The following is a 22131-nucleotide window of genomic DNA, read 5'->3' on the forward strand; positions in this document are numbered from 1 at the left end:
GATCCACCCTTTTTCCGTTTTTGTTCAGTATAACATGCCGCTTGAATTAGGCAGAGAGTACCGTATACTTTTCTCATAAAGACCGCATGATATAATGGCAGGTGGAGGGTTGTTTATGATCAACATTACCGCAATCACAACAGAGCATCAGCTGCTGAAAAATATACCGATCGAACGAGTGGAACAGCCTGATATTGCATGGTACTGGGTTGATTTTTACGGCCCGGAGGATACGGAAACGGCGTTATTGAGAGATTTTTTTCATTTTCACCCGCTTGCCATTGAGGATTGCTTCCAGCATATGCAGCGGCCGAAGCTTGACCATTATGACGGCTATCGTTTTTACGTGATTCATGCGCTGAATAAGGAAACACTTGAGACGGAGGAAGTCGATATCTTTCAAGGCGAAAAATTTGTCGTCACCTTTCATTTACACGAAACGCCCGGTATCGCTAAAGTCCGGGAGCGTTTGTATGCTTCACCGGACATATTGAAAAAAGGGCCCGGGCATATTTCTTATATGATCATGGATCAGCTTGTTGATGAATATTTTCCTCTCGTGTATAAAATCGAAGACCGGCTGAATGAAATTGAAGAAAGCCGTCCCCACAAAACGTATGGAACGCTGATGAATGAGGTGTTTGATCTCAGAACAGACCTATTGCATTTGAGACGGACGATTATCCCGATGCGTGATTTGCTCTACCGGATTTTAAGCCTTGACCATGTGAAAGAGCAGCGGGAAACGAAAGCCTATTTCAGCGACATATATGATCATTTGTTAAAGTTGTCTGAAATTGTGGAATCCAACCGTGACATGACGTCCGACTTGCGTGACAGCTACGTGACGCTAAACTCAAACCGGATGAATGCGATTATGATGACACTGACGATCGTATCAACCATTTTCATCCCGCTCACCTTTATTGCCGGTGTATACGGTATGAACTTCGACTTTATGCCGGAACTGCATTGGAAATACGGATATTTCGCTGTACTTGGCCTGATGGCCGCGCTTGTGATTGGAATGCTGATTTGGTTTGTACATAAAGGATGGTTCAATATTTTTAAATGAGGGCAGCGGGAAGCTGTTCTTTTTTGTTGTAAGCCGATCGCTATGCATATTCTGTTCATATTGTTTATAATGGAAAAAATATTCAGGGAGTGATTAGATTGAAAATTGCTGTCATCGGACTCGGCAATATGGGACAGCCCATTGCCCGAAATGTTCTTCAAGCAGGCTACGAATTGACTGTCTATAACCGGACGAAACAAAAGACAGAAGACCTTGTCACAGAAGGCGCACAGGCAGCTGATACGCCGCGGCTGGCGGCAAAATCCGCTGATATTGTCATCACAATGCTTGCAGATGATGATTCTGTCAGCACCGTGACATTCGGAGAAGACGGGCTGCTTGAAGGATTAGCAGAGAACGGCATTCACATCTCGATGAGCACAATCAGTGTTGAGTTCTCAGAAAAGCTCGCAGCGGCTCATGCAGAGAAAGGACAATTTTTTCTCGCCGCTCCTGTCCTTGGCAGACCGGATGCCGCAGCCAAAGCCGCGCTCCGTATCATAACAGCCGGACCGGCGGAAGCAAAGCAAGCTGCCAAGCCTCTGCTCGACAGCCTCAGCCAGCAGGTATTTGACGTCGGCGAAGAAAGCAAGACGGCAAATGCAGCCAAAATCAGCATCAATTTCTTGCTCGTGTCCATGCTGGAGGCGTTATCTGAATCCTTCTTAATGATGGAGAAATACGGCTTAGAACAAAAACAATTTTTAGAAATCGCCAGCGCGCTCTTTGGTTCTCCAGTCTATCAAAATTACGGAACCATTATGGCCGAGCAGAAATTTGAGCCGGCCGGCTTCAAAATGTCTTTAGGGCTGAAGGATACCAACCTGGCACTCGCCGCCGCAAAACGGGTTTCTGCAAATCTTCCTCTTGCCGAGCTGGCCAAGAGCCATTTTGAAAGCGGGATTGAACAGGGCTTCGGAGATCTGGACTGGGCCGCACTGATTAAATGTATAAAATAAAGAAAAGCCTCTCCATTTCAGGAGAGGCTCTTCTCATTACAAGGACGGCATCTTCATTTCTTTCTCAAACATCAGATCATCAATGCTTTTAAAAGTGTAGCCCTGTTTTTTCAGATCTGTAATCGCGTCATCCAGTGCTTCAGCATTGTCCCTTGATACGGTGTGCAGCAGGTAAATGGCTCCCGGGTGCGCCTGCTTAATCATATGATCGTAGGCATATTTCTTCCCCTTTTGGTTGTTGATTTTCCAATCAACAAAAGCGACCGACCAGAAAACGGTTTGATAGCCGAGGCGTTTCGTTTCTTTCAGTACGTACTCACTGAACACGCCACGCGGCGGACGCAAGTACAGATTGTCCTGCTTTCCCGTAATTTTATAAACCTCTTCGTTGACTGAATCTAGTTCATCCTGAATCTGATCAGCTGTTTTTGTCGTTAAATCCGGATGGTGAAAGGAATGGTTGCCGATAATATGGCCCTCATCTGACATTCGTTTGATCAGCTGAGGCTGGTCCTTTACGAAATGCCCGGTGACAAAAAACGTTCCTGTTACGCGATGTTTTTTTAAGACATCAAGCACTTTTGGCGTATAGCCATTTTCATATCCGTTATCAAACGTTAAGTAAATCGTTTTTTCCTTTGTATTCCCTAAATAAAACGCGTCATATTTTTCAATTAAACTGTTCAGCTGCTTCCCGGCATCTGGCGGCTGATGATTGACACTTCGTTTAAAGCCCCAATTAATCGGCTCATTCGGCACCGCTTCCGCCTGTGCTGCACCTCCGGCAAGCAATACGGCGGCGCAGCATATTGAACACATCCACTTCATGGCCAGCGCTCCTTCTGCATTTTTTCTTATTTTACAGATAGGGGCTTTGTTTTATACTGTTGCTTTATGCCAATAAAAAAACCGCGGCGGGCGCGCGGTTTTATTCCCAATCTTTTTTAAAACGTTCGTATTTGGCTTCCAGGTCATCAAGCATGCTGATGAGCCTGTCTATATCTTCAACGTCGGTTGCTTCAGGGTCTAATGAATCGATGACGTTCATAAACATGTCAAGTCTGTTCTTTAAATAATCAATCTGCTGATCTTTATTGTTTACGGCGTTCCCCATTCTGTTCCTCCATTCATTTTTTATTATGGTAGCTCATTTTTTGCCGTTTTTCAATCGCCGCGCTACTTGCGATCTTGGCAAATCAGGTCTAAAATTAACTGTTGGCAGCGTTAGTATGCCCATTTATAAAGGAGTTAGATAGTCATGACACAAAACACGAAGCTGCGTCCGATTACGCCCGAGTTTGACCCTTGGGAAGCCTATATGGATGTTGACCAATACGGAGACATGCAGCTGACAAACGTTGAATTCACAACGACGACACTGTGCAATATGAGATGCGAGCATTGTGCTGTAGGCTATACATTGCAGCCTAAAGACCCGAATGCTCTGCCAATAGATCTTCTGTTAAAACGGCTGGAGGAAATCCCGCGCCTCAGATCCATCAGCATCACAGGCGGAGAGCCGATGCTTTCGTTGAAATCAGTAAAAGAATATGTTGTTCCTTTATTGAAATATGCCCATGAACGGGGTGTGCGGACACAAATTAATTCAAATCTGACCCTCGACATCGAGCGGTACGAATGGATCATTCCGTATCTCGATGTGCTACATATTTCTCATAACTGGGGTACAGTTGAAGATTTTGCTGAAATCGGCTTTGCCATGATGGACAGAAAACCGACCTTCGAACAGCGCGCGCGCTATTTTGAAAAAATGATCGAAAACAGCCGCACGCTCGTGGATGCCGGAGTAATGGTATCTGCGGAAACGATGCTGAACAAACGAACTCTTCCGCATATTGAGCATATTCACCGCCAAATCACAGAAGATATGAAATGTCAGCGTCACGAGGTCCACCCAATGTATCCAAGCGATTTCGCAAGCGCTCTTGAATCCCTCAGCCTGAAAGAGATGAGACAGGCCATTCACCGCTTGCTGGATATTCGTGATGAAAATACGTGGATGCTGTTCGGAACGCTGCCGTTTTATGCCTGCAGTCCGGACGAAGACGACCAAAAGCTGCTTCGCCGGCTTCGCGCGGCGAAAAACGTCACAGTGCGAAATGACCCTGACGGCCGATCCCGCCTGAATGTGAACATTTTCGACGGAAACATTATCGTGACCGATTTCGGTGATACCCCGCCGCTTGGCAACATTCAGACGGACAGCCTCCCTTCCGCCTATGAAAAGTGGAGAGAGACCAAGCTTGCGAAAGAACTAAGTTGCCACTGCCCGAATGTCCGGTGCCTCGGACCGAATGTTCTAGTCAAAAACAGTTATTATCAGGATACAGACTTCACAAAACGTCAAGCCAGGAGTTAGATGCGGATGAAAGAAACACTTACGGAGATTTTTCAAAATAAAATCATCGATATTCTCCTCGTTGCCGTTATCCTTTGGATCGGTGTCTTTATCATCAACCGGCTGGTACAGCTATTTTTTAAACGGACGGATTTTATTGAAGAAAAAAAGGAAAAAACGATTGAAAGCCTTGTCCGTTCTGTCACACAGTATACGGCGACAATTGGTTTTATCTTTTACGTTATTTCTTTATTTGTGCATGATTTCGGCAAGATATTGGCCGGGGCGGGCGTAGCAGGTATCGTGATCGGTTTTGGCGCCCAATCGCTGATTAAAGATGTGCTGGCTGGTGTGTTCTTAATATATGAACGCCAGCTGCACAAAGGCGATTATGTCACCGTCAACAACTTGTTCAACGGGACAGTGGAGGAAATCGGCCTCCGCTCGCTGCAAATCCGGGAATGGAGCGGGAAGCTACTCACCATCAGCAACGGCGAGGTCAGACAAATAGAGAACTATAATATTGATTTTATGCGGATTACCGAATCCTTTCTTATCAGCTTTAAAGAAGATCCGGACCGCGTGTACAGCGTGTTGGAAGAGGCATGTGACATGCTGAATGAAGAGCTTCGTGATTCATTGAAGCGGGATGAATTCGGCAATCCGACAGAACCGTTTCAAATCCACGGCATCACCGCATTGAATAAAATCAATCGCGGCGTCGAATTTACGGTTAAAGGCATGGTGAAAGATGATGATTATTTCAGTGCCAGCCTTGCAGTCAGACGGGTTCTCGTTCGCCAGCTCTACCAAAACAATGTGCAAATGCTTGAGGAAGCGGTCAGAATCGAGAGAACCCAATAAACAAAAAACTGATTCCGAGTTGGAATCAGTTTTTTATTTATCTTGGCAGTGAGGAAAGCTGAAAGCCAAATGTGACATGATCTTGAACCGGAATCCACGCACCGATGCCCTGTGACGTGACATTTTTCACGACGAGTTTTCGTTTATTTCCTTTCAGCACTAAGTACACTTCTCCGTAAGTCACTTTTCCTTTTTCATTCACAGCCGGTGCATATGCATGTAAATAACCGATTTTTTTAGGAGCGACTTTATAAATCTGATCCCGTTTTGTGCCAGCCCCAATGACCGTCTCAAATGCAAGCGGAAGGTTCGTTTTCTTCATTGCTTTTTGCATCATCATGCTTTTGACATCTTCAGCATTTGGAACTTTAGCTGTCAGGCCGCCCTTCACTCTGTACTGCTGTTCCTGGGCATAATGCATTTCAGCCGTTTCTTTCCCGCCGCGGTTATCCGCACGGTTTGTATTGATTTTTTTATATTCCCAGTTTGCGACTGTTTCATTTGATTCATAGCCGAGCGCCCATTTCCCGAGAAATATTGTCGCCCGGTACCCTACTGCAAGCGGTGTGCCGGATATGTTGGATTCATTCAGCATTTTGATGAGATGCGGATTTTCAATCTTCACCTCAGAATGATCGAGCAATTCCTTTGCCAGCTTGCTCGGCTGAAGCATTGGCTGATCCTGTGAAGCATTCGGATACGTGTTTTCCTTTGAAATGCTTGCGACAGAATTAGGAACCTTAAACTGCTTTTTCGCGTGGATGGGCTGAACGCCGAAAAAACTAAAGAATAACAACACGATAAGTGTGGAATGAAATAGCTTTTTCATCATATCACTCTTTCTATGGCATTTTCCTTTAGTCTTTTCATCCCGCTTTGTTGTTATCCATCATTTTTTCAGGTTAAAGAAGGAAAAAGCCGATCGCCATAATGACATATGCAGCAAGCAGTGTCGCCCCTTCAAACCAGTTGGAATCCCCGTCATTCGAAATCGCGATCATCAAGAGAACCGCTGATACCATCGCGACGAGCTCAGGCAATGTAAATACAAGCGGCATGCTTGTCGGAAAAAAGATAGAACAGATGACGAGAACCGGTGCGACAAACATAGCGATCTGCAGCGTAGAGCCGACTGCAATTTCAACCGCAATGTCCATTTTATTTTTGAAGGCCATAATAATCGCTGACGCGTGCTCCGCCGCATTTCCTACAATCGCCACGATGATGACCCCGATAAACAGCTCGCTCCAGCCGAACTGTTCAGCCACCGAGTGAAAGGTATGGACCAGGTTTTCGGATATGTATGCAACCACAATCGTTGCCGCAAACAAGACAATCGTCGCAACCTTCCCTGACCATTCCGGCTCTTCCTCTTCTTCAGTCTGAGCGGCATTATTCGGCTGATAAACGCCCCGATGCGTGACAAGTTTAAAGTACAGCGCCGCCACATATAACAGAATCATAATGATGCTGATGCCGATGCTTAAATTGAGCTTGCTGGCGTTTCCCATACCAACAGAGAATACCTCCGGAATCACAAAGGCGACAATGATGGCAAAAATCAGAAGCCCGGAATTATGGCGGGCATCATGGATATTAAATTCCTGCCGCTTATATTTTAAACCGCCGACAAAAAACGATAGGCCCGCTACCAGCAGCAGGTTCCCCAGCACTGAACCGGTTAAAGAGGCAAGCACGATTCCTGTCAGGCCTTCCTTTAATGCAAAAAGGGAAATAATCAGCTCCACCGCATTCCCGAAGGTGGCATTCAACAAACCGCCGATACGCGGTCCTGCAATGATGGAAAGTGATTCTGTCGCCCTCCCCATATAGCTTGCAAGCGCGATAATCGTCACGCAATAAACGGCAAAAAGAACCGCGGAAGGCCAATGCATCAAACTGCCAATCACAGAAAGCGGAACACCGGCCGCCACTAAAATAAAAAAGATACGATTCATGGTGAAATAGCTCCTTTTTTATGACTTGTTTTATTTTTATTCTTCACAAAAACCTTCATGATTACACGAGGGCAAATGTATAGCGTGATATAGGCTTTTTTCAGGTTGCCTGCTTTTGGAAAACGTTGTACGATCAACATAGATTCCACATAAGGAGAACTGACACGATGTCACGATTTCATTTCTTTATCCTTGTCTTGCTCGTATCCATTTCCGGGTTTTCACAAGGCATGCTGCTGCCTGTCATTTCAATCATTTTTGAAACAAATGGAGAATCCGCTGCTATCAACGGCCTGCACGCGACCGGGCTGTATATCGGTGTGCTTTTGGCTTCGCCGTTTATGGAAGCGCCGCTCAGAAAGCTCGGGTTCAAGCCGCTGATCGTCATGGGCGGAAGCATTGTCATTTTAAGCTTATTCGGATTTATTTGGCTTCAGTCAGTTTGGGTCTGGTTCCTGCTTCGCCTGTTCATTGGAATCGGCGACCACATGCTTCACTTCTCTACGCAAACGTGGGTGACCTCCATGTCATCAAAACAAAATCGCGGAAGAAACCTGTCTATTTATGGGCTTTCCTTTGGCCTTGGCTTTGCCGCAGGCCCGTTCATGGTGCCGCTTGTCAAGCTGAGTCCGTCGCTTCCTTTTATCGTGTCCGGCTGCATCAGTCTGTTTGCATGGCTTTTTGTTTTCTTTCTACAAAATGCATACCCGGAAACCAGTCCTCATGAAACCAAATCAGACAATAGTTTCAGGCGATTTTATCAGGCCATGTTGTTTGGGTGGGTTGCCTTTATGCCTACATTTGGCTATGGCTTTCTGGAAACGGCGCTGAACGGAAGCTTTCCGGTGTACGCGCTCCGTTTGGGGATATCAGTAGACGCAGTAGCGATCATCCTTCCCGCATTTGCGATTGGAAGCATTATCTTTCAGTTTCCGCTCGGCATCCTCAGCGATAGATACGGCAGGCGGAATGTGCTGCTGGTGATTTTGCTGACTGGGGCTCTTTGCTTTTTCATCGCCGGTGTATTTCCTTCGCCTTACGTGATCGGCGGCTGCTTTTTTATTGCAGGAATGGCAGTCGGATCAACCTTTACACTTGGCATCAGCTATATGACAGATCTTCTCCCGCCTCACCTCCTGCCGGCGGGAAACCTGCTTTGCGGCATTACATTCAGTCTCGGCAGCATCCTCGGCCCGGTTGCCGGCGGCTGGTATATGCAGACATTTGAAAGCGCAAACTTGTTCTACTTCATTACTCTCACGCTTAGCGCTGTGTGGCTGGCCCTTGTGCTGGGCAAACCGAAAAGCTGGTCACCGGCTGAAACCTATTCTTCATCTTCTTAATCAAAAAGCCTCCCGACATCATGTCAGGAGGCTTTTATGCTAATGGTAGCCGTTTTGTCCGTTGGCGCTTCCGCTTGTTTTATGGCTCGATTTGCTTTTCGAATTTTGTTTGTTATGGCTTCCGCCTTTTTTCGTATGCTTGGTCATCACGATATCCCCCCGACTTCTTTTTGAACCGAAGTTCGTTTATAGGGTGCGCTAATGGTAGGGATTTTCATCAGGAAGCTTTTTACGTTTATGTAAAAGAGCGTTGATTTCTCCGCCTAGGATAATTAAAATGCCGCTCAAGTAAAACCAAATCATCAGAACGATGATTCCCCCGATGCTCCCGTAAGTGGCGCTATAGTTCGCAAACGTGCTGACGTAAAATGAAAACAATGTGCTGACAACGATCCAGCCGATGGTCGCAAAGACCGCACCCGGCATGACAAACCGGAGAGACAGCTTTTTGTTCGGCGCAATCACATACAGCGCGGAAAAAACAATCAAAAGCACAAGCGGGCTGACACCCCAGCGAATGGCGGCCCAGACGGATAAAAACAGATCCGATGCGCCGACAAAGTCAGAAGCGAGCCTTCCAATCTCCCGGCCAAATACCGGCAGAAGCAAAGCCACTAAAATCGTAAATACCATGGCAATCGTCAAAAAAATAGAGGTTAGACGAACAATGATAAAAGAGCGGTTTTCTTCCACATCATACGCGTGGTTTAGCGACCGGACGATCGCGTTCATTCCATTAGACGCAGACCATAATGCGGCGATAATCCCGAATGACAGCAAACCGCCATTTCGATTATTTAAGGTTTGATGGGTAATGGATTCAACGAGAGACATCGCACTGGCGGGAGCATATTGTTCTATGACTCCTAAAACATCATCGGTAGAAAGCGGAAGATACGCGGTGAGCGTCAGCATAAAAATCAAAAACGGAAACAGTGACAATAGAAAAAAATACGCCAGCTCCGCTGATTTACTTTGTCCTTCATGAAGGGTGTATCTGCTGAAAAGCTCTTTCAAAAAACTCATGTCGTCTCACCTCGCATGTTTGATCATTTTTTTGAAAAATGCTCTTTCGTTTCTTGCACGAGTTCCATCACTTGCGGCGTTGTTTTCTTCAGCTCTTTCACCTGCTGGTTCACAAAGTCGACTTCCTTTGAAAGCGATTGGGCGAGCTTTTTAGCCTCATCCACTTTTGTGATGACAGTGTTTTTTAACAGCTCCGGATTGCTTTTGTACAGTGAAAGTTTATGCTTGCATGTCAGCCATCTCATGCCGCACGCCTGTCTTGTCGGCTTATGGAGCAGTGATAACGCCGCGCCTGCCGCAGCTCCGAGAAATATCCCTTTCAGCATTAAACGTTCGTTGTTCATGCAAATTCTCCTTTCACTCACAATTGTTTTTCTTTTTGAATAGACGCAAGCAGATGCTCACAGCCCGATTTGATTAATTGGCAGACTTCTTCAAAATTCCCTGTGTAGTAAGGATCGGGTACGTCAGCCAGATCTGAATCTTCAACATAGTCCAAAAGCCTTTTGATATGTGAGGTGTTTTTAAATCCCGCCATGCTTCTGAGACTTCCGATATTTTCTGCATCCATTGCAATGATGTAATCAAAATCGTCCAGATCCTGTTCGCTGACTTGACGCGCCAGCATGCCATCAAAGCTGATTCCTTCTCTGCGCAATATCTCCTGCGTTCCCTCATGCGGGGGGTTGCCGATGTGCCAGCCGCCAATACCGGCTGAGTCCGCCTTGATTTTCCCCTCTAATCCTTTTTTGGCTGCCAGGTCCCGAAAAATCGCTTCCGCCATCGGAGACCGGCAAATGTTACCTAAACAAACAAATAACACGCTTATCATGATGTCCAACCTCCCTATTCTTTGCCCCTATTTCTCTAAAAAGAAACCTTCATGAATATCTTAGTAGGATGTTCATTTTCTTTTCAACTGATGTCTTCACTTTTTTGGAATGAACAGCCTGCTTTTAGAATAGGGTTTTTTTCTGATGGAATTCTGTTAGAATAAAACATACCTATATTGCGCATAGAAAGGATGGAACCCTTTGTCCAGCCCAAATACAGAAACATTAACTCAAATGATTGAAGAGATTTCCCAAAAGCTGAACATGCTGAACGTCGGCGTAATCAAAGCGGAGGATTTCAGTGATGAGAAGATTGAAGACCTCACGTACCTTCACAGAATGGTGATGAGAAAAGAATCATTCAGCCCAAGTGAAATGCAGGCGATTGCTCAAGAATTAGCCTCGCTTCGTAAATAATGGAGACTGGCCGGAAACTCGGCGAGTCTTTTTTATCATTTCCCCAAACCAAAACAGCAAAGTGTTCGAATAAGATTTGAAGGAGTACAAGCATGCAAACGACATCTATCAAAACAGCATCCGGAATGTATATCAACTACTTCTTTCTGGGGATGGTCAACATCATTCTCGCATCCAATATGTCTTCATTAACAAAACAATGGAATACCGATCCGACTGGCATCAGTTATGTCATTGCCGCTATCGGGTTTGGCAAACTGCTGACATACGGCATTTCCGGAGTTCTATCAGATAAAATCGGCAGAAAGCCGCTTGTTGTCGCTTCTGCGGGAATTATGGCCGTCTTTTTAGTCGGTATTCCTTTATCACCGAGCTATGAGCTGGCGTTTGTGTTCGCCTTATTAGCCGGAGTAGCAAATTCAGCGATGGATGCCGGAACATATCCGGCCCTAACCGAGCTCTTTCCATCTGCTTCCGGTTCGGCGAATGTCTTGGTCAAAGCCTTTATGTCTGTCGGGGCCGCACTTTTGCCGCTTTTGATCACATTTTTAGCAGACCACAGCATGTTTTACGGATTTGCTTTTTATCTGCCGGCAGCGGTCTATCTCCTGAATATTATTTATTTATCAACGCTTTCGTTTCCTAAAAAACATAAGAAACCAACTAATAGCGGACAACAGGAATCTCCCGTTTTCTTGTCTGAACCCGTTTTTCAGAAAGAAGGCACCGCACTGATTATCATCGGTTTTACATCCACGGCTTTATTTACGGTTTCTCAAATCTGGCTCCCGAGCTACGCGCAAAAGGCAGCCGGTTTAGCTGAATCAGCATCTGTACAATTGCTGAGCTATTATAGTATAGGATCTCTGGCATCTGTTTTATTATTAGCCGTTTTGCTGAACAGATGGGTCAAACCTGTCTTCATAACGCTCTTATATCCTATTATTACTTTATGTACGCTCGCAGTCATGCTGACCGTTCATATCCCAGTTGTGCTGGACATCACTGCCTTTTTCTTAGGCTTTTCAACTGCGGGTGTGTTTCAAATTACCATTACGTTAATGACAGAGCTTTTCTGGAAGCGAAAAGGAACCGTTACCGGAATTGTAGCGACCGCTTCAAGCCTTGCATCGATTCTGCTGCCGATTGCAACAGGGCTTATCGCAAAAGCGGGGGGCATCGCTCATATTTTCATATTCGACTTCGGCATTGCGGTCATCGGAACGGCTGCAGCTGCTTTCTTGTATTACAGGTACAAGAAACTGACAGGTGCTCAAGCCTAAGCAACAAAAAAACGGACGCCCAAGAGCGTCCGTTTTTTCTTATTTCTCAAGCAATGCCAATGACTCGCGATTAAATGCCGGTATATCGTCCGGTGTGCGGCTAGTGACCAATTGATCCTGGCAAACAACCACTTCCTTGTCCACAACGTCGGCACCGGCGTTTTCCATGTCAACACGAATAGACGTATAGCCCGTCGCTTTTCGGCCGTCGAGCGCTTTCGCATTGATTAAAAGCTGCGGGCCGTGGCAAATGGCGAATACCGGCTTTTTGTCAGTCATAAACGCTTTTGTAAATTGGACGAAACGATCGTCAGCGCGAAGCTGATCTGGTGAAAATCCTCCAGGAATCAAAAGCGCATCAAAGTCTGAAGGATTTACGTCGTCAATGGACGCGTCAACCGTCACTTCCGCTTTTCCCTGCTTGCCTTTTACTGTTTTTCCTTTTTCATTTTCGATAACAGTCAGTTCATGTCCCGCTTCTTTAAAAGCTTTCGCAGGCTCAGTGTACTCGCTGTCCTCAAAATAATCTGTTAAAACCACTGCAATTTTTTTTCCCATGATTCATAACCTCCCGCTTTATATGTCTACATAAAACACTCTACCCCAGCCACACTAAAATAAACATTCCGCGATTGTGACAAACGATAAGCATAAATACCCAGTATTTGTCGTTGGATACCGCTACATAATACTCATTTTTCTCCCTTTTACAATAATCATAAAGAAACACCTACAAATAGTTACAAAATATTCTTACAATAGGAGCTGTAACACAAATTTCGTTGAAAGGTGGAGAACTGGTGAGAATACAGAAAAGACGAACACACGTCGAAAACATTCTCCGTATTCTTTTGCCCCCAATTATGATACTTAGCCTAATCCTCCCAACACCACCCATTCATGCAGAAGAAAGCGCGGCTCCTCAGGTGCATCTGAGTATTTTGGCTACGACTGATATTCATGCCAACATGATGGATTACGATTACTACAGCGACAAAGAAACGGCGGATTTCGGTCTGGCGAGAACAGCGCAATTGATCCAAAAGCACCGCGAGCAAAACCCTAACACCCTTCTTGTGGATAACGGCGACTTGATTCAAGGGAATCCGCTGGGTGAATACGCGGTGAAATATCAAAAAGACGATATTATCTCCGGCGCGAAAACCCACCCGATTATCAGCGTCATGAATGCGCTGAAATACGACGCCGGAACGCTTGGCAATCATGAATTCAACTACGGGCTCGACTTTCTCGACGGCACAATCAAAGGAGCCGATTTCCCGATTGTAAATGCCAACGTCAAAACAACTAGCGGTGAAAACCGTTATACGCCGTATGTGATTAATGAAAAAACCTTCATTGATGAAAACGGTAATGAGCAAAAAGTAAAAGTGGGCTACATAGGCTTTGTCCCGCCGCAAATCATGACATGGGACAAAAAGAATCTCGAGGGGCAGGTGCAGGTGCAGGATATCGTAGAATCCGCCAATGAAACGATCCCGAAAATGAAGGCGGAAGGCGCAGATGTCATTATTGCCCTCGCCCACACCGGCATTGAAAAGCAGTCACAATCAACAGGTGCAGAAAACGCCGTGTTTGACCTTGCCACCAAAACGAAAGGCATTGACGCGATTATCTCGGGCCATCAGCACGGACTCTTTCCTTCCGCCGAGTATGCGGGTGTTGCTCAGTTCGATGTGGAAAAGGGAACAATTAACGGCATTCCTGTCGTCATGCCAAGCAGCTGGGGCAAATATTTAGGCGTGATTGACCTCAAGCTTGAAAAGGCGGACGGCTCATGGAAGGTAGCAGATTCCAAAGGAAGTATTGAATCCATTGCCGGCAACGTCACATCAAGAAACGAAACCGTTACAAACACCATTCAGCAAACACACCAAAACACACTGGAGTATGTTCGAAAGCCAGTCGGCAAAACCGAAGCAGATATTAACAGCTTCTTTGCACAGGTCAAAGATGATCCTTCCATTCAGATCGTGACTGACGCGCAGAAATGGTACGCCGAAAAAGAAATGAAGGATACCGAGTACAAGAACCTGCCGATTTTATCCGCTGGAGCGCCGTTTAAAGCAGGCGGCAGAAACGGAGCCAATTACTATACAAACATTCCAGCCGGAGATCTTGCGATTAAAAATGTCGGTGACTTGTACCTTTACGATAATACTGTTCAAATCGTCAAGCTGACAGGCAGCGAAGTCAAGGACTGGCTGGAGATGTCAGCAGGCCAATTCAACCAAATTGATTTAGCTAAAGGCGGCGATCAGGCCTTGCTGAACGATAATTTCCGCTCCTATAATTTTGACGTGATTGACGGTGTCACATATCAGGTCGATGTGACAAAACCGGCTAAATACAATGAGAACGGAAAAGTGATCAATGCGGATTCATCCCGGATCATCAATCTTTCCTATGAAGGCAAGCCGATCAGCCCAAGCCAGGAATTTCTCGTGGTCACCAATAACTATCGGGCGTCCGGAGGCGGCGGGTTCCCTCATCTGACGAGCGATAAAATTGTCCACGGCTCTGCAGTTGAAAATAGGCAGGTGCTGATGGATTACATTATTGAACATAAAACAGTCAATCCAAAGGCAGACAACAACTGGTCAATCGCGCCTGTTTCCGGCACGAATCTGACGTTTGAATCCTCGCTTTTGGCGAAGCCATTTGCCGATAAAGCAGACGATGTCGCTTATGTAGGCAAGTCTGCGAATGAAGGCTATGGTGTGTATAAGCTGCAATTCGATGATGATTCAAATCCAGATCCTCCTAAAGACGGACTGTGGGATCTGACCGTCATGCACACCAATGATACGCACGCCCATCTCGATGATGCAGCGAGACGAATGACGAAAATCAACGAAGTACGCAGCGAAACAAATCACAACATTCTCCTTGATGCGGGAGATGTGTTTTCCGGCGATCTGTATTTTACAAAATGGAACGGTTTGGCCGATCTGAAAATGATGAACATGATGGGCTATGACGCCATGACCTTCGGGAACCATGAATTTGATAAAGGCCCGACAGTGCTTTCTGATTTTCTAAGCGGAAACAGCGCAACCGTTGATCCAGCGAACCGCTATCACTTTGAAGCGCCGGAATTTCCGATTGTCAGCGCAAACGTAGATATGTCAAATGAGCCCAAGCTGAAATCATTTGTCAAAAAGCCGCAAACCTTTACGGCAGGTGAAAAGAAAGCGGCCGGCATCCACCCTTACATTCTGTTAGACGTTGACGGGGAGAAAGTCGCCGTATTCGGCCTGACAACGGAAGATACAGCCACCACATCAAGCCCGGGCAAAAGCATCGTATTCAATGATGCCTTTGAAACAGCACAAAACACCGTCAAAGCGATTCAGAAAGAAGAAAAGGTAAATAAAATTATTGCTTTAACCCACATCGGGCATAACCGGGATCTTGAGCTAGCCAAAAAAGTAAAAGGCATTGACTTGATCATCGGCGGACACACTCACACCCTCGTTGACAAAATGGAGATCGTGAACAACGAAGAACCGACGATCGTGGCGCAGGCAAAAGAATACGGCCAATACTTAGGGCGCGTTGATGTCGCATTTGATGAAAACGGCGTTGTGCAAACAGACAAATCAAATCTGAGCGTGATGCCGATTGATGAACATACAGAAGAAAACCCAGAAGCAAAACAAGAGCTCGATCAGTTCAAAAGCGAATTAGAGGACGTGAAAATTGAAAAAGTCGGCTACACGGATGTGGCGCTTGACGGCCAGCGTGAGCATGTGCGCACGAAAGAAACGAATCTCGGAAACTTCATCGCGGACGGTATGCTGGCAAAAGCGAAAGAAGCAGCCGGCGCCAGAATAGCGATAACAAATGGCGGCGGCATCAGAGCAGGCATTGACAAAGGTGATATCACACTCGGCGAGGTGCTCAACGTGATGCCGTTCGGCAATACGCTTTACGTGGCCGATTTAACCGGAAAACAAATTAAAGAAGCCCTTGAACAAGGCCTAAGCAATGTGGAAAATGGCGGCGGCGCTTTCCCTCAGGTGGCCGGAATCGAATATACCTTTACATTAAACAACGAACCTGGACACCGTGTGTTAGAAGTGAAAATTGAATCGCCTAACGGAGACAAAGTTGCTATAAATACGGATGATACCTACCGCGTGGCAACAAATAATTTTGTCGGTGCCGGAGGAGACGGATATTCTGTCTTTACAGAAGCCTCCCATGGTGAAGACCTTGGCTACGTTGATTATGAGATTTTCACCGAACAGCTGAAAAAACTAGGAAACAAGGTCTCTCCTAAGCTTGAAGGACGGATCAAAGAAGTATTCCTGCCGACAAAGCAGGAGGACGGCAGCTGGACACTTGATGAAGACAAATTTGCGATTTACGCTAAAAATGCCAACACGCCGTTTGTCTATTATGGAACACATGAAGGATCTCAAGAGAAGCCTATCAATCTTAAAATGAAAAAAGATCAGGTCAAACTTTTGAAAGAAAGAGAATCAGATCCTTCATTGACTGTGTTCAACTACTGGTACAGCATGAAAATGCCAATGGCGAACCTTAAAAACGCAGACACTGCAATCGGAATCAAGTCGACGGGAGAATTGGATGTGTCACTGGCAGATGTATATGACTTTACAGTGAAGCAAAAAGGAAAGGAAATAAAATCATTCAAGGAGCCCGTTCAGCTTTCGCTTCGCATGTTTGATATTGAAGAAGCCCATAACCCTGCCATTTACCACGTCGACAGGAAAAAGAAAGCTTTCACAAAGACAGATAACGGATCAGTTGACGATGATATGGTGACAGGATATACAAACCACTTCAGCGAATACACGATCTTAAATTCCGGTTCGAACAACAAACCGCCGGCATTCCCGTCCGACCAACCGACAGGCGGTGATGACGGCAATCATGGCGGAGGCTCCGACAAACCAGGCGGAAAACAGCCAACTGACGGGAACGGAGGAAATGATACGCCTCCTGGCACTCAACCGACTAACGGCTCTGGTGGAAACGGTTCGGGCGGATCAGGAACAGACAGTCCGGCTGGCGGCCTGCTTCCGGACACAGCCACATCCATGTACTCGATCCTGTTGGCCGGATTTCTGATCAGCGCACTCGGCACCGCAATGTACTTACATCAGAGGAGAAAACAGAATAGAGCGAATCAGGCATAAAAAAAGAGCTGCTCGCTAAGCGAGCAGCTTTCTTTATTTAAACCCACTTCACAACATCTTCAACAGCAGATCTTGTTTTCGGACGAGGGTCTCTCACTCGGTAGCCAAATGCCACCATCACAGAAATATCGAAGCTTCCGTTTTCCAGAAGGCCTTCTTCTTCAAGAATACGGTGAATGTGATCGTACTGGAAGCCTTCTATCGGGCAGGAATCAACACCGATTTGTGCAGCGGCAGTCATCATGTTGCCAAGCGCGATATAGGTTTGTTTTGATGCCCAGTCAAACAATGTTCTGTCACTTTCAAGCAAATGCAAATCGTTTTTCTGGAATTCTTCTGTTTTGCTTAAATAGCCTTCGTACACGTCTTGAGGCATTTGTTTTACTTCTTTTAAATGACGTTTGATGTAGTCCGCATTATATTTGATATCCTTCGCTGTACGCGCAAGAATCAGGACGAAATGGCTTGCGGTCGGCAGCTGCTTTTGCGCGCCCCATGTGTATTCACGAAGCTTCTCGCGGAAATCCGGATTTTGGACGACGACAAATTTCCAAGGCTCAAGGCCGAGTGAGCTCGGAGACAGTCTTCCTGTTTCTAAAATAAATTCAAAATCGCTGTCTGACACTTTTTTATTCGGGTCAAATTCCTTAGTCGCATGCCTGAAATTGTATGCATCCAGAATTTGTTTCTTTAGATCTGCCATGTAAAACACCTCTCCTTTAGGTTACTCTCATCTCTATTGTAGCCATTATGATAAAAAGTAAAAGTACGCACATTTTTGTTGGATAGTATCAATTTTGATACCAAACAAAAAAGCGCGCTGCCGCAGGCAGGCGCCTCTCTCATTTCCCCCGCCGCGCAAAATCAACAAATCGGAATTTGTCGAGACGGTGTCTGCTTTCCGTATATTGAAACAAACTGGTATCCTCCAAAAAGACGTAGTTTCTCACCACGACCATATGGTCATAGCCGCGTAAATCGAGCAGCTCTCTGTCCTCGTCCGTACACGGCTCGGCGACAATTTCTTTTTGGGCGTAACTGATCGAAAGACCGAGCTCTCCTTCTATATACTCATATATGGAGTTTTCACAAATTTCTTTCGTCAGGTGAGGGACATGCTTTCTGAAAAAGTAATCCTTGTCCAAAATCACATGTTCCCCGTCAATCTTTCTAGACCTGATGACTTCCCAGATGTCGTCATCCAGATTGGCCCGGAGCTGTTTTTGGATCAGCTCTGACGGAGGCTCCAGCCCGAATTTGTGTACAGTTGTTTTCGTTTCTTTGCCAAGCGTTTGCGCGAGCTCCTTGAAGCTGACAAGGCCCGAAACGGGAAACTGCATTTTTTCACGGTTGAGCACGACGGAGCCTTTTCCCCTGATTTTCTGGATATAACCGTTTTGCGCGAGCATATGAAGCGCCTTTCGGACCGTTTCTCTTGATGTACCGTACTGTGCGGTCAACTCATGTTCAGACGGAAGAATCTCCTCCGCTTTCCATCGGCCGCCTTCAATTTGCTGTGCGATGTCTTTATAAATTGTGATGAATTTATTCACCTTCATTATGGACCACCCAGCTTAGTTTAACACGGTTTCGTTAAACGATAAACAATGGACTCATACGGGCGAAGCGTCATGTTCTGAAGCCCTTCCCTTGCTTCATCGTTCGTCAACAGCACCTCTGCCTTCCATTCGTCAGGCGCTAAAGAGTCCGGCAGTGTAAAGGCCGCCTCTGTCCCGTAAAAATTATTGATCACGAGCAGCTTTTCATTGCTGCCGTGTCTGAGATACGCAAAAATGTTCGGGTCATCCTTTGCGATTATCTCATACGTTCCCTCTGTCACAATGTCATACATTTTGCGAATTCGAATCAATTTTTGATAATGGTAAAACACCGAATTTTGATCCCTCAGCGCCGCTTCAGCATTGATTTCCCGATAATTTCCTGCAACCGGTATCCATGGGGTGCCCGTTGTAAAACCGCCATTCTCGGTAGCATCCCACTGAACGGGTGTTCTGGAGTTGTCACGGGATTTCGCCTGTAAAATGGCTGTGATCTCTTGATCAGCCATTCCTTTGTCCTTAAAGGCGTGATACATGTTCAGCGATTCGACATCCCGATAGGAGCTGATGTCAGTAAACTTCGGATTCGTCATCCCCAGCTCCTCTCCCTGATAAATATAAGGCGTGCCCTGCATCATGTGAATGGCCGTAGCAAGCATTTTCGCCGATTTCACCCTATATGCGCCATCATCTCCATATCTTGATACAACGCGCGGCTGATCATGATTGCACCAGAACAGAGCGTTCCATCCCCCTCCTGCGTGCATCCCCGTTTGCCAGTCGGATAGGATCTCCTTCAGCTTCAAAAAGTCAAACGGCGCCAAGGCCCATTTTTCGCCGTTTGGATAGTCAACCTTGAGATGATGGAAGCTGAATGTCATATCAAGTTCTTTATTGTCAGGATTCGTATACCGGATACAGTGGTCTACGGTTGTTGAAGACATCTCACCGACCGTCATGCTGTCGTAATGCGAAAACACCTTTTCGTTCATTTCATGCAGAAATTCGTGCACACGCGGCCCATCAGTGTAAAAAGAGCGGCCGTCGCCGCCGTCCTCCGCATTCGGAAAGCGCTGATCTTTAGAAATCAGGTTGATGACATCAAGCCTGAAGCCATCTATTCCCTTTTCAAACCAAAAATGCATCATGTCATAGACATGCTTTCTGACCTCTTCATTTTCCCAATTCAAATCAGCCTGCGTCACATCAAACAGATGCAAATAGTATTGGCCCGATGCTTCGTCAAGCTCCCATGCCGAGCCGCCGAATTTCGATTCCCAGTTCGTCGGAAGAGAACCGTTTTCCTGCGGGTTTTTCCATATATAAAAATCACGATACGGGCTGTCTATTGAAGAGATCGCCTCGCGAAACCATTTGTGCTCTGTTGACGTATGATTGACAACAAGATCCATGACGACTTTCAAGTCTCTTTTATGTGCTTCGGACACTAGCCGCTCAAAATCCTCCATCGTTCCATATTCAGGATAAATCGAGTAATAATCACGAATATCGTACCCATTATCATGCTGAGGAGAATCATAAATCGGCGTCAGCCATAGCACATCCACCTGAAGTGTTTTTAAGTAATCCAGCTTTTCAATAATGCCGTTCAAATCGCCGACACCGTTTCCCGTTGTATCGTTAAAGCTTTTCGGATAAATTTGATAAACCACAGCTTTTTTCCACCATGGCGTTTGTTCTGTTTTCATCTGTCTCCACCACCATATTTAAATTGAAAACGGGAAAAGGGAACGTTCAACACGTCCCGCTCCCCACTTGTTATTTATGTTTGAATCTCGCATACGCGTATGTTCCGGCAAACGGCACGATCAATACAATAGCCATCCCGATTGCAAACGCGCCCCAGTACTGGCTCATGATTGAGAAAATCCCCGGCACGCCGCCGACACCAACGGAGCTTGCCAGCACACCTTGAGAAGAAATATACATTCCGGCCAGGCCAGAGCTGACCATTGCAATGATAAACGGGAATCTGTATCGCAGATTCACCCCAAAGATGGCAGGCTCTGTAATGCCAAGATAAGCAGAAATCCCTGATGTGAGGGAGAGGCCTTTTTGTTTCTCATCCTTCACGATAAACATCATGGCCAGAGCCGCCGAACCTTGTGCGATATTAGAAAGCGCCAGCATCGGCCATAAAAAGGTGCCGCCGAGCTTTGAACCGATGAGCTGCAGGTCGACTGCAAGAAACGTGTGATGCATACCGGTAATCACGAGCGCTGAGTAGAAACCGCCATATAACAGACCGCCCAGTGCGGCAAAAGAACCAAACACCGAGATAAGCCCTGAAGTCAGTACATTACCGATCGCAAATGTAATCGGGCCGATAATGATAAAAGAGGCAAATCCCGTTAAGAGAAGCGTAATTGGTGCGACAACGAGCAGCTGTATGCCCTCAGGTGTGCGTTTTGTTAAAAATACCTCAATCTTCGCCAGCATATAAGAAGCAAGCAAAATTGGGAGCACCTGGCCCTGATAGCCGACTTTCTGCACCTCTAGGCCGAATAGATTCCATACCGGGATCTCTCCGCTTTGTTCTGCCGCGCCATATCCCCACGCATTCAGCAAATCAGGATGCACGAGCATAACCCCGAGCACAATGCCGAGAAGCGGATTGCCGCCGAACCGCTTGACGGCAGACCATCCGATTAACGCAGGCAAAAACGTAAAGGCCGTGCCTGCAATCAGGTTAATCATATTAGCAAGATCCGCCCACTGCGGATAAACCTGCACAATCGATTTTGTGCTGAAGAAAATGCCTTCCGCCGTTAAAATGTTATTGATCCCCATTAAAAGACCCGCCGTGACAATCGCAGGCAATATTGGAATAAAAATATCTGCAAGCGTTTTCACAGCACGCTGCAAAGGATTCATATTTTTTTCTGAGGCCTTCTTCACTTCATCCTTTGTTGACTCGCCAATCCCCGTTTCCTTAACCAGTTCAGCATATACTTTATTGACAGTTCCCTGGCCGATTACGACCTGAAACTGTCCGTTTGTCGAGAATGATCCCTTTACCACATCAATTTGATCAAGCATCTCTTGGTCAACCTTGCTTTCATCTATTAAAGCAAAACGCAAACGTGTAACACAATGAGTTGCCGCTGCAATATTTTCAGCACCGCCGACTGCTTCGACAATCTGACGTGCCGATTTGTTCAGTTCCCCCATGCCAACCCCTCCGTATCCGTTTTTATAACTTGTATATACAACTTATAATCATATTGTATTCCTGTATATACAGG

20 protein-coding genes are annotated in these 22131 nt (G+C 46.1%); 8 read left to right on the top strand and 12 right to left on the bottom strand.

The window, feature by feature from the left end:
- The first annotated feature begins 115 nt into the window (after window positions 1-115).
- Both corA and BGM23_RS17750 read left to right on the top strand, forming a co-directional pair.
- Complete coding sequence (corA, locus tag BGM23_RS17745; RefSeq protein WP_003233650.1) at window positions 116-1075, top strand: magnesium/cobalt transporter CorA; 960 nt, start codon at window positions 116-118, stop codon at window positions 1073-1075.
- 98 nt (window positions 1076-1173) lie between these two features.
- Window positions 1174-2034, top strand: a complete 861-nt coding sequence (locus BGM23_RS17750) for an NAD(P)-dependent oxidoreductase (protein WP_015715507.1) — start codon at window positions 1174-1176, stop codon at window positions 2032-2034.
- Window positions 2035-2070: 36 nt separating this feature from the next.
- On the opposite strand, the gene pdaA is transcribed toward BGM23_RS17750, so the two are convergent.
- Both pdaA and BGM23_RS17760 read right to left on the bottom strand, forming a co-directional pair.
- Complete coding sequence (gene pdaA, locus BGM23_RS17755; RefSeq protein WP_014479173.1) at window positions 2071-2862, bottom strand: delta-lactam-biosynthetic de-N-acetylase; 792 nt, start codon at window positions 2860-2862, stop codon at window positions 2071-2073.
- A 100-nt stretch (window positions 2863-2962) separates the two neighbouring features.
- Complete coding sequence (locus BGM23_RS17760) at window positions 2963-3148, bottom strand: SE1561 family protein (RefSeq protein ID WP_003223132.1); 186 nt, start codon at window positions 3146-3148, stop codon at window positions 2963-2965.
- A 144-nt stretch (window positions 3149-3292) separates the two neighbouring features.
- Between BGM23_RS17760 and yfkAB the strand changes: the two genes are divergently transcribed.
- Window positions 3293-4414 (top strand): radical SAM/CxCxxxxC motif protein YfkAB, encoded by a 1122-nt coding sequence (gene yfkAB, locus BGM23_RS17765; protein WP_003233655.1) that lies wholly within the window; start codon window positions 3293-3295, stop codon window positions 4412-4414.
- On the top strand, window positions 4415-5257 hold the full coding sequence (gene mscC / locus BGM23_RS17770; RefSeq protein ID WP_074794627.1) for a mechanosensitive ion channel protein MscC: 843 nt from the start codon (window positions 4415-4417) through the stop codon (window positions 5255-5257).
- Window positions 5258-5294: 37 nt separating this feature from the next.
- On the opposite strand, the gene BGM23_RS17775 is transcribed toward mscC, so the two are convergent.
- Both BGM23_RS17775 and cax read right to left on the bottom strand, forming a co-directional pair.
- A complete protein-coding gene (locus tag BGM23_RS17775) occupies window positions 5295-6089 on the bottom strand; it encodes a YfkD famly protein (RefSeq protein ID WP_003233657.1) in 795 nt (264 codons plus the stop codon).
- 70 nt (window positions 6090-6159) lie between these two features.
- Window positions 6160-7215: a calcium/proton exchanger gene (gene cax, locus BGM23_RS17780; RefSeq protein WP_003242902.1), complete on the bottom strand. Its 1056-nt coding sequence runs from the start codon at window positions 7213-7215 to the stop codon at window positions 6160-6162.
- Between the two features lie 167 nt (window positions 7216-7382).
- On the opposite strand from cax, the gene BGM23_RS17790 reads away from it, so the two are divergent.
- A complete protein-coding gene (locus BGM23_RS17790; RefSeq protein WP_003233661.1) occupies window positions 7383-8558 on the top strand; it encodes an MFS transporter in 1176 nt (391 codons plus the stop codon).
- A gap of 198 nt (window positions 8559-8756) precedes the next feature.
- On the opposite strand, the gene BGM23_RS17800 is transcribed toward BGM23_RS17790, so the two are convergent.
- The 3 genes from BGM23_RS17800 to yfkJ are packed head-to-tail and all read right to left on the bottom strand — an operon-like array spanning window position 8757 to window position 10416.
- On the bottom strand, window positions 8757-9584 hold the full coding sequence (locus BGM23_RS17800; protein WP_014479170.1) for a YihY family inner membrane protein: 828 nt from the start codon (window positions 9582-9584) through the stop codon (window positions 8757-8759).
- A gap of 23 nt (window positions 9585-9607) precedes the next feature.
- Entirely contained in the window at window positions 9608-9928 is a 321-nt protein-coding gene (locus BGM23_RS17805; RefSeq protein WP_046664321.1) for a hypothetical protein, read from the bottom strand.
- A 17-nt stretch (window positions 9929-9945) separates the two neighbouring features.
- Window positions 9946-10416 (bottom strand): protein-tyrosine-phosphatase, encoded by a 471-nt coding sequence (yfkJ, locus tag BGM23_RS17810; RefSeq protein ID WP_014479169.1) that lies wholly within the window; start codon window positions 10414-10416, stop codon window positions 9946-9948.
- A 202-nt stretch (window positions 10417-10618) separates the two neighbouring features.
- On the opposite strand from yfkJ, the gene BGM23_RS17815 reads away from it, so the two are divergent.
- Together BGM23_RS17815 and BGM23_RS17820 are read left to right on the top strand one after the other, a co-directional pair.
- Window positions 10619-10834, top strand: a complete 216-nt coding sequence (locus tag BGM23_RS17815; RefSeq protein WP_032723004.1) for a DUF1128 domain-containing protein — start codon at window positions 10619-10621, stop codon at window positions 10832-10834.
- Between the two features lie 92 nt (window positions 10835-10926).
- Window positions 10927-12117, top strand: coding sequence for an MFS transporter (locus tag BGM23_RS17820; RefSeq protein WP_003243812.1), 1191 nt, complete (start codon window positions 10927-10929; stop codon window positions 12115-12117).
- Between the two features lie 39 nt (window positions 12118-12156).
- Here BGM23_RS17820 and yfkM read toward each other — a convergent pair whose 3' ends face one another.
- The gene (yfkM, locus tag BGM23_RS17825) at window positions 12157-12675 is read right to left on the bottom strand and encodes a general stress protein 18 (RefSeq protein ID WP_003233673.1); all 519 of its coding nucleotides are present in this window, start codon (window positions 12673-12675) and stop codon (window positions 12157-12159) included.
- Window positions 12676-12917: 242 nt separating this feature from the next.
- On the opposite strand from yfkM, the gene BGM23_RS17830 reads away from it, so the two are divergent.
- Entirely contained in the window at window positions 12918-17306 is a 4389-nt protein-coding gene (locus tag BGM23_RS17830; protein WP_029726869.1) for a multifunctional 2',3'-cyclic-nucleotide 2'-phosphodiesterase/3'-nucleotidase/5'-nucleotidase, read from the top strand.
- Between the two features lie 37 nt (window positions 17307-17343).
- On the opposite strand, the gene BGM23_RS17835 is transcribed toward BGM23_RS17830, so the two are convergent.
- From BGM23_RS17835 to treP, 4 genes are all read right to left on the bottom strand, one after another.
- Window positions 17344-18009 carry an NAD(P)H-dependent oxidoreductase gene (locus BGM23_RS17835; protein WP_029726870.1) on the bottom strand — a complete coding sequence of 222 codons (666 nt, stop codon included), beginning with the start codon at window positions 18007-18009 and terminating at the stop codon, window positions 17344-17346.
- Window positions 18010-18148: 139 nt separating this feature from the next.
- On the bottom strand, window positions 18149-18865 hold the full coding sequence (gene treR, locus BGM23_RS17840) for a trehalose operon repressor (protein ID WP_003233679.1): 717 nt from the start codon (window positions 18863-18865) through the stop codon (window positions 18149-18151).
- Window positions 18866-18885: 20 nt separating this feature from the next.
- Window positions 18886-20574 carry an alpha,alpha-phosphotrehalase gene (gene treC, locus BGM23_RS17845; RefSeq protein WP_029726871.1) on the bottom strand — a complete coding sequence of 563 codons (1689 nt, stop codon included), beginning with the start codon at window positions 20572-20574 and terminating at the stop codon, window positions 18886-18888.
- 70 nt (window positions 20575-20644) lie between these two features.
- Entirely contained in the window at window positions 20645-22057 is a 1413-nt protein-coding gene (treP, locus tag BGM23_RS17850) for a PTS system trehalose-specific EIIBC component (protein ID WP_003233682.1), read from the bottom strand.
- Window positions 22058-22131 lie beyond the last annotated feature (74 nt).

The organism is Bacillus sp. FJAT-14266, from assembly GCF_001719225.1.
Classification (GTDB): domain Bacteria; phylum Bacillota; class Bacilli; order Bacillales; family Bacillaceae; genus Bacillus; species Bacillus subtilis.

Excerpts from the sequence above, each read along its gene's own strand:
- BGM23_RS17820 (WP_003243812.1), top strand. The coding sequence starts at position 10,927 with ATGCAAACGACATCTATCAAAACAGCATCCGGAATGTATATCAACTAC.
- treR (WP_003233679.1), bottom strand. The coding sequence starts at position 18,865 with ATGAAGGTGAATAAATTCATCACAATTTATAAAGACATCGCACAGCAA.
- yfkM (WP_003233673.1), bottom strand. The coding sequence starts at position 12,675 with ATGGGAAAAAAAATTGCAGTGGTTTTAACAGATTATTTTGAGGACAGC.
- cax (WP_003242902.1), bottom strand. The coding sequence starts at position 7,215 with ATGAATCGTATCTTTTTTATTTTAGTGGCGGCCGGTGTTCCGCTTTCT.
- yfkAB (WP_003233655.1), top strand. The coding sequence starts at position 3,293 with ATGACACAAAACACGAAGCTGCGTCCGATTACGCCCGAGTTTGACCCT.
- BGM23_RS17790 (WP_003233661.1), top strand. The coding sequence starts at position 7,383 with ATGTCACGATTTCATTTCTTTATCCTTGTCTTGCTCGTATCCATTTCC.
- BGM23_RS17835 (WP_029726870.1), bottom strand. The coding sequence starts at position 18,009 with ATGGCAGATCTAAAGAAACAAATTCTGGATGCATACAATTTCAGGCAT.
- treP (WP_003233682.1), bottom strand. The coding sequence starts at position 22,057 with ATGGGGGAACTGAACAAATCGGCACGTCAGATTGTCGAAGCAGTCGGC.
- yfkJ (WP_014479169.1), bottom strand. The coding sequence starts at position 10,416 with ATGATAAGCGTGTTATTTGTTTGTTTAGGTAACATTTGCCGGTCTCCG.
- mscC (WP_074794627.1), top strand. The coding sequence starts at position 4,415 with ATGCGGATGAAAGAAACACTTACGGAGATTTTTCAAAATAAAATCATC.
- BGM23_RS17800 (WP_014479170.1), bottom strand. The coding sequence starts at position 9,584 with ATGAGTTTTTTGAAAGAGCTTTTCAGCAGATACACCCTTCATGAAGGA.
- corA (WP_003233650.1), top strand. The coding sequence starts at position 116 with ATGATCAACATTACCGCAATCACAACAGAGCATCAGCTGCTGAAAAAT.
- BGM23_RS17805 (WP_046664321.1), bottom strand. The coding sequence starts at position 9,928 with ATGAACAACGAACGTTTAATGCTGAAAGGGATATTTCTCGGAGCTGCG.
- BGM23_RS17760 (WP_003223132.1), bottom strand. The coding sequence starts at position 3,148 with ATGGGGAACGCCGTAAACAATAAAGATCAGCAGATTGATTATTTAAAG.
- BGM23_RS17775 (WP_003233657.1), bottom strand. The coding sequence starts at position 6,089 with ATGATGAAAAAGCTATTTCATTCCACACTTATCGTGTTGTTATTCTTT.
- treC (WP_029726871.1), bottom strand. The coding sequence starts at position 20,574 with ATGAAAACAGAACAAACGCCATGGTGGAAAAAAGCTGTGGTTTATCAA.
- pdaA (WP_014479173.1), bottom strand. The coding sequence starts at position 2,862 with ATGAAGTGGATGTGTTCAATATGCTGCGCCGCCGTATTGCTTGCCGGA.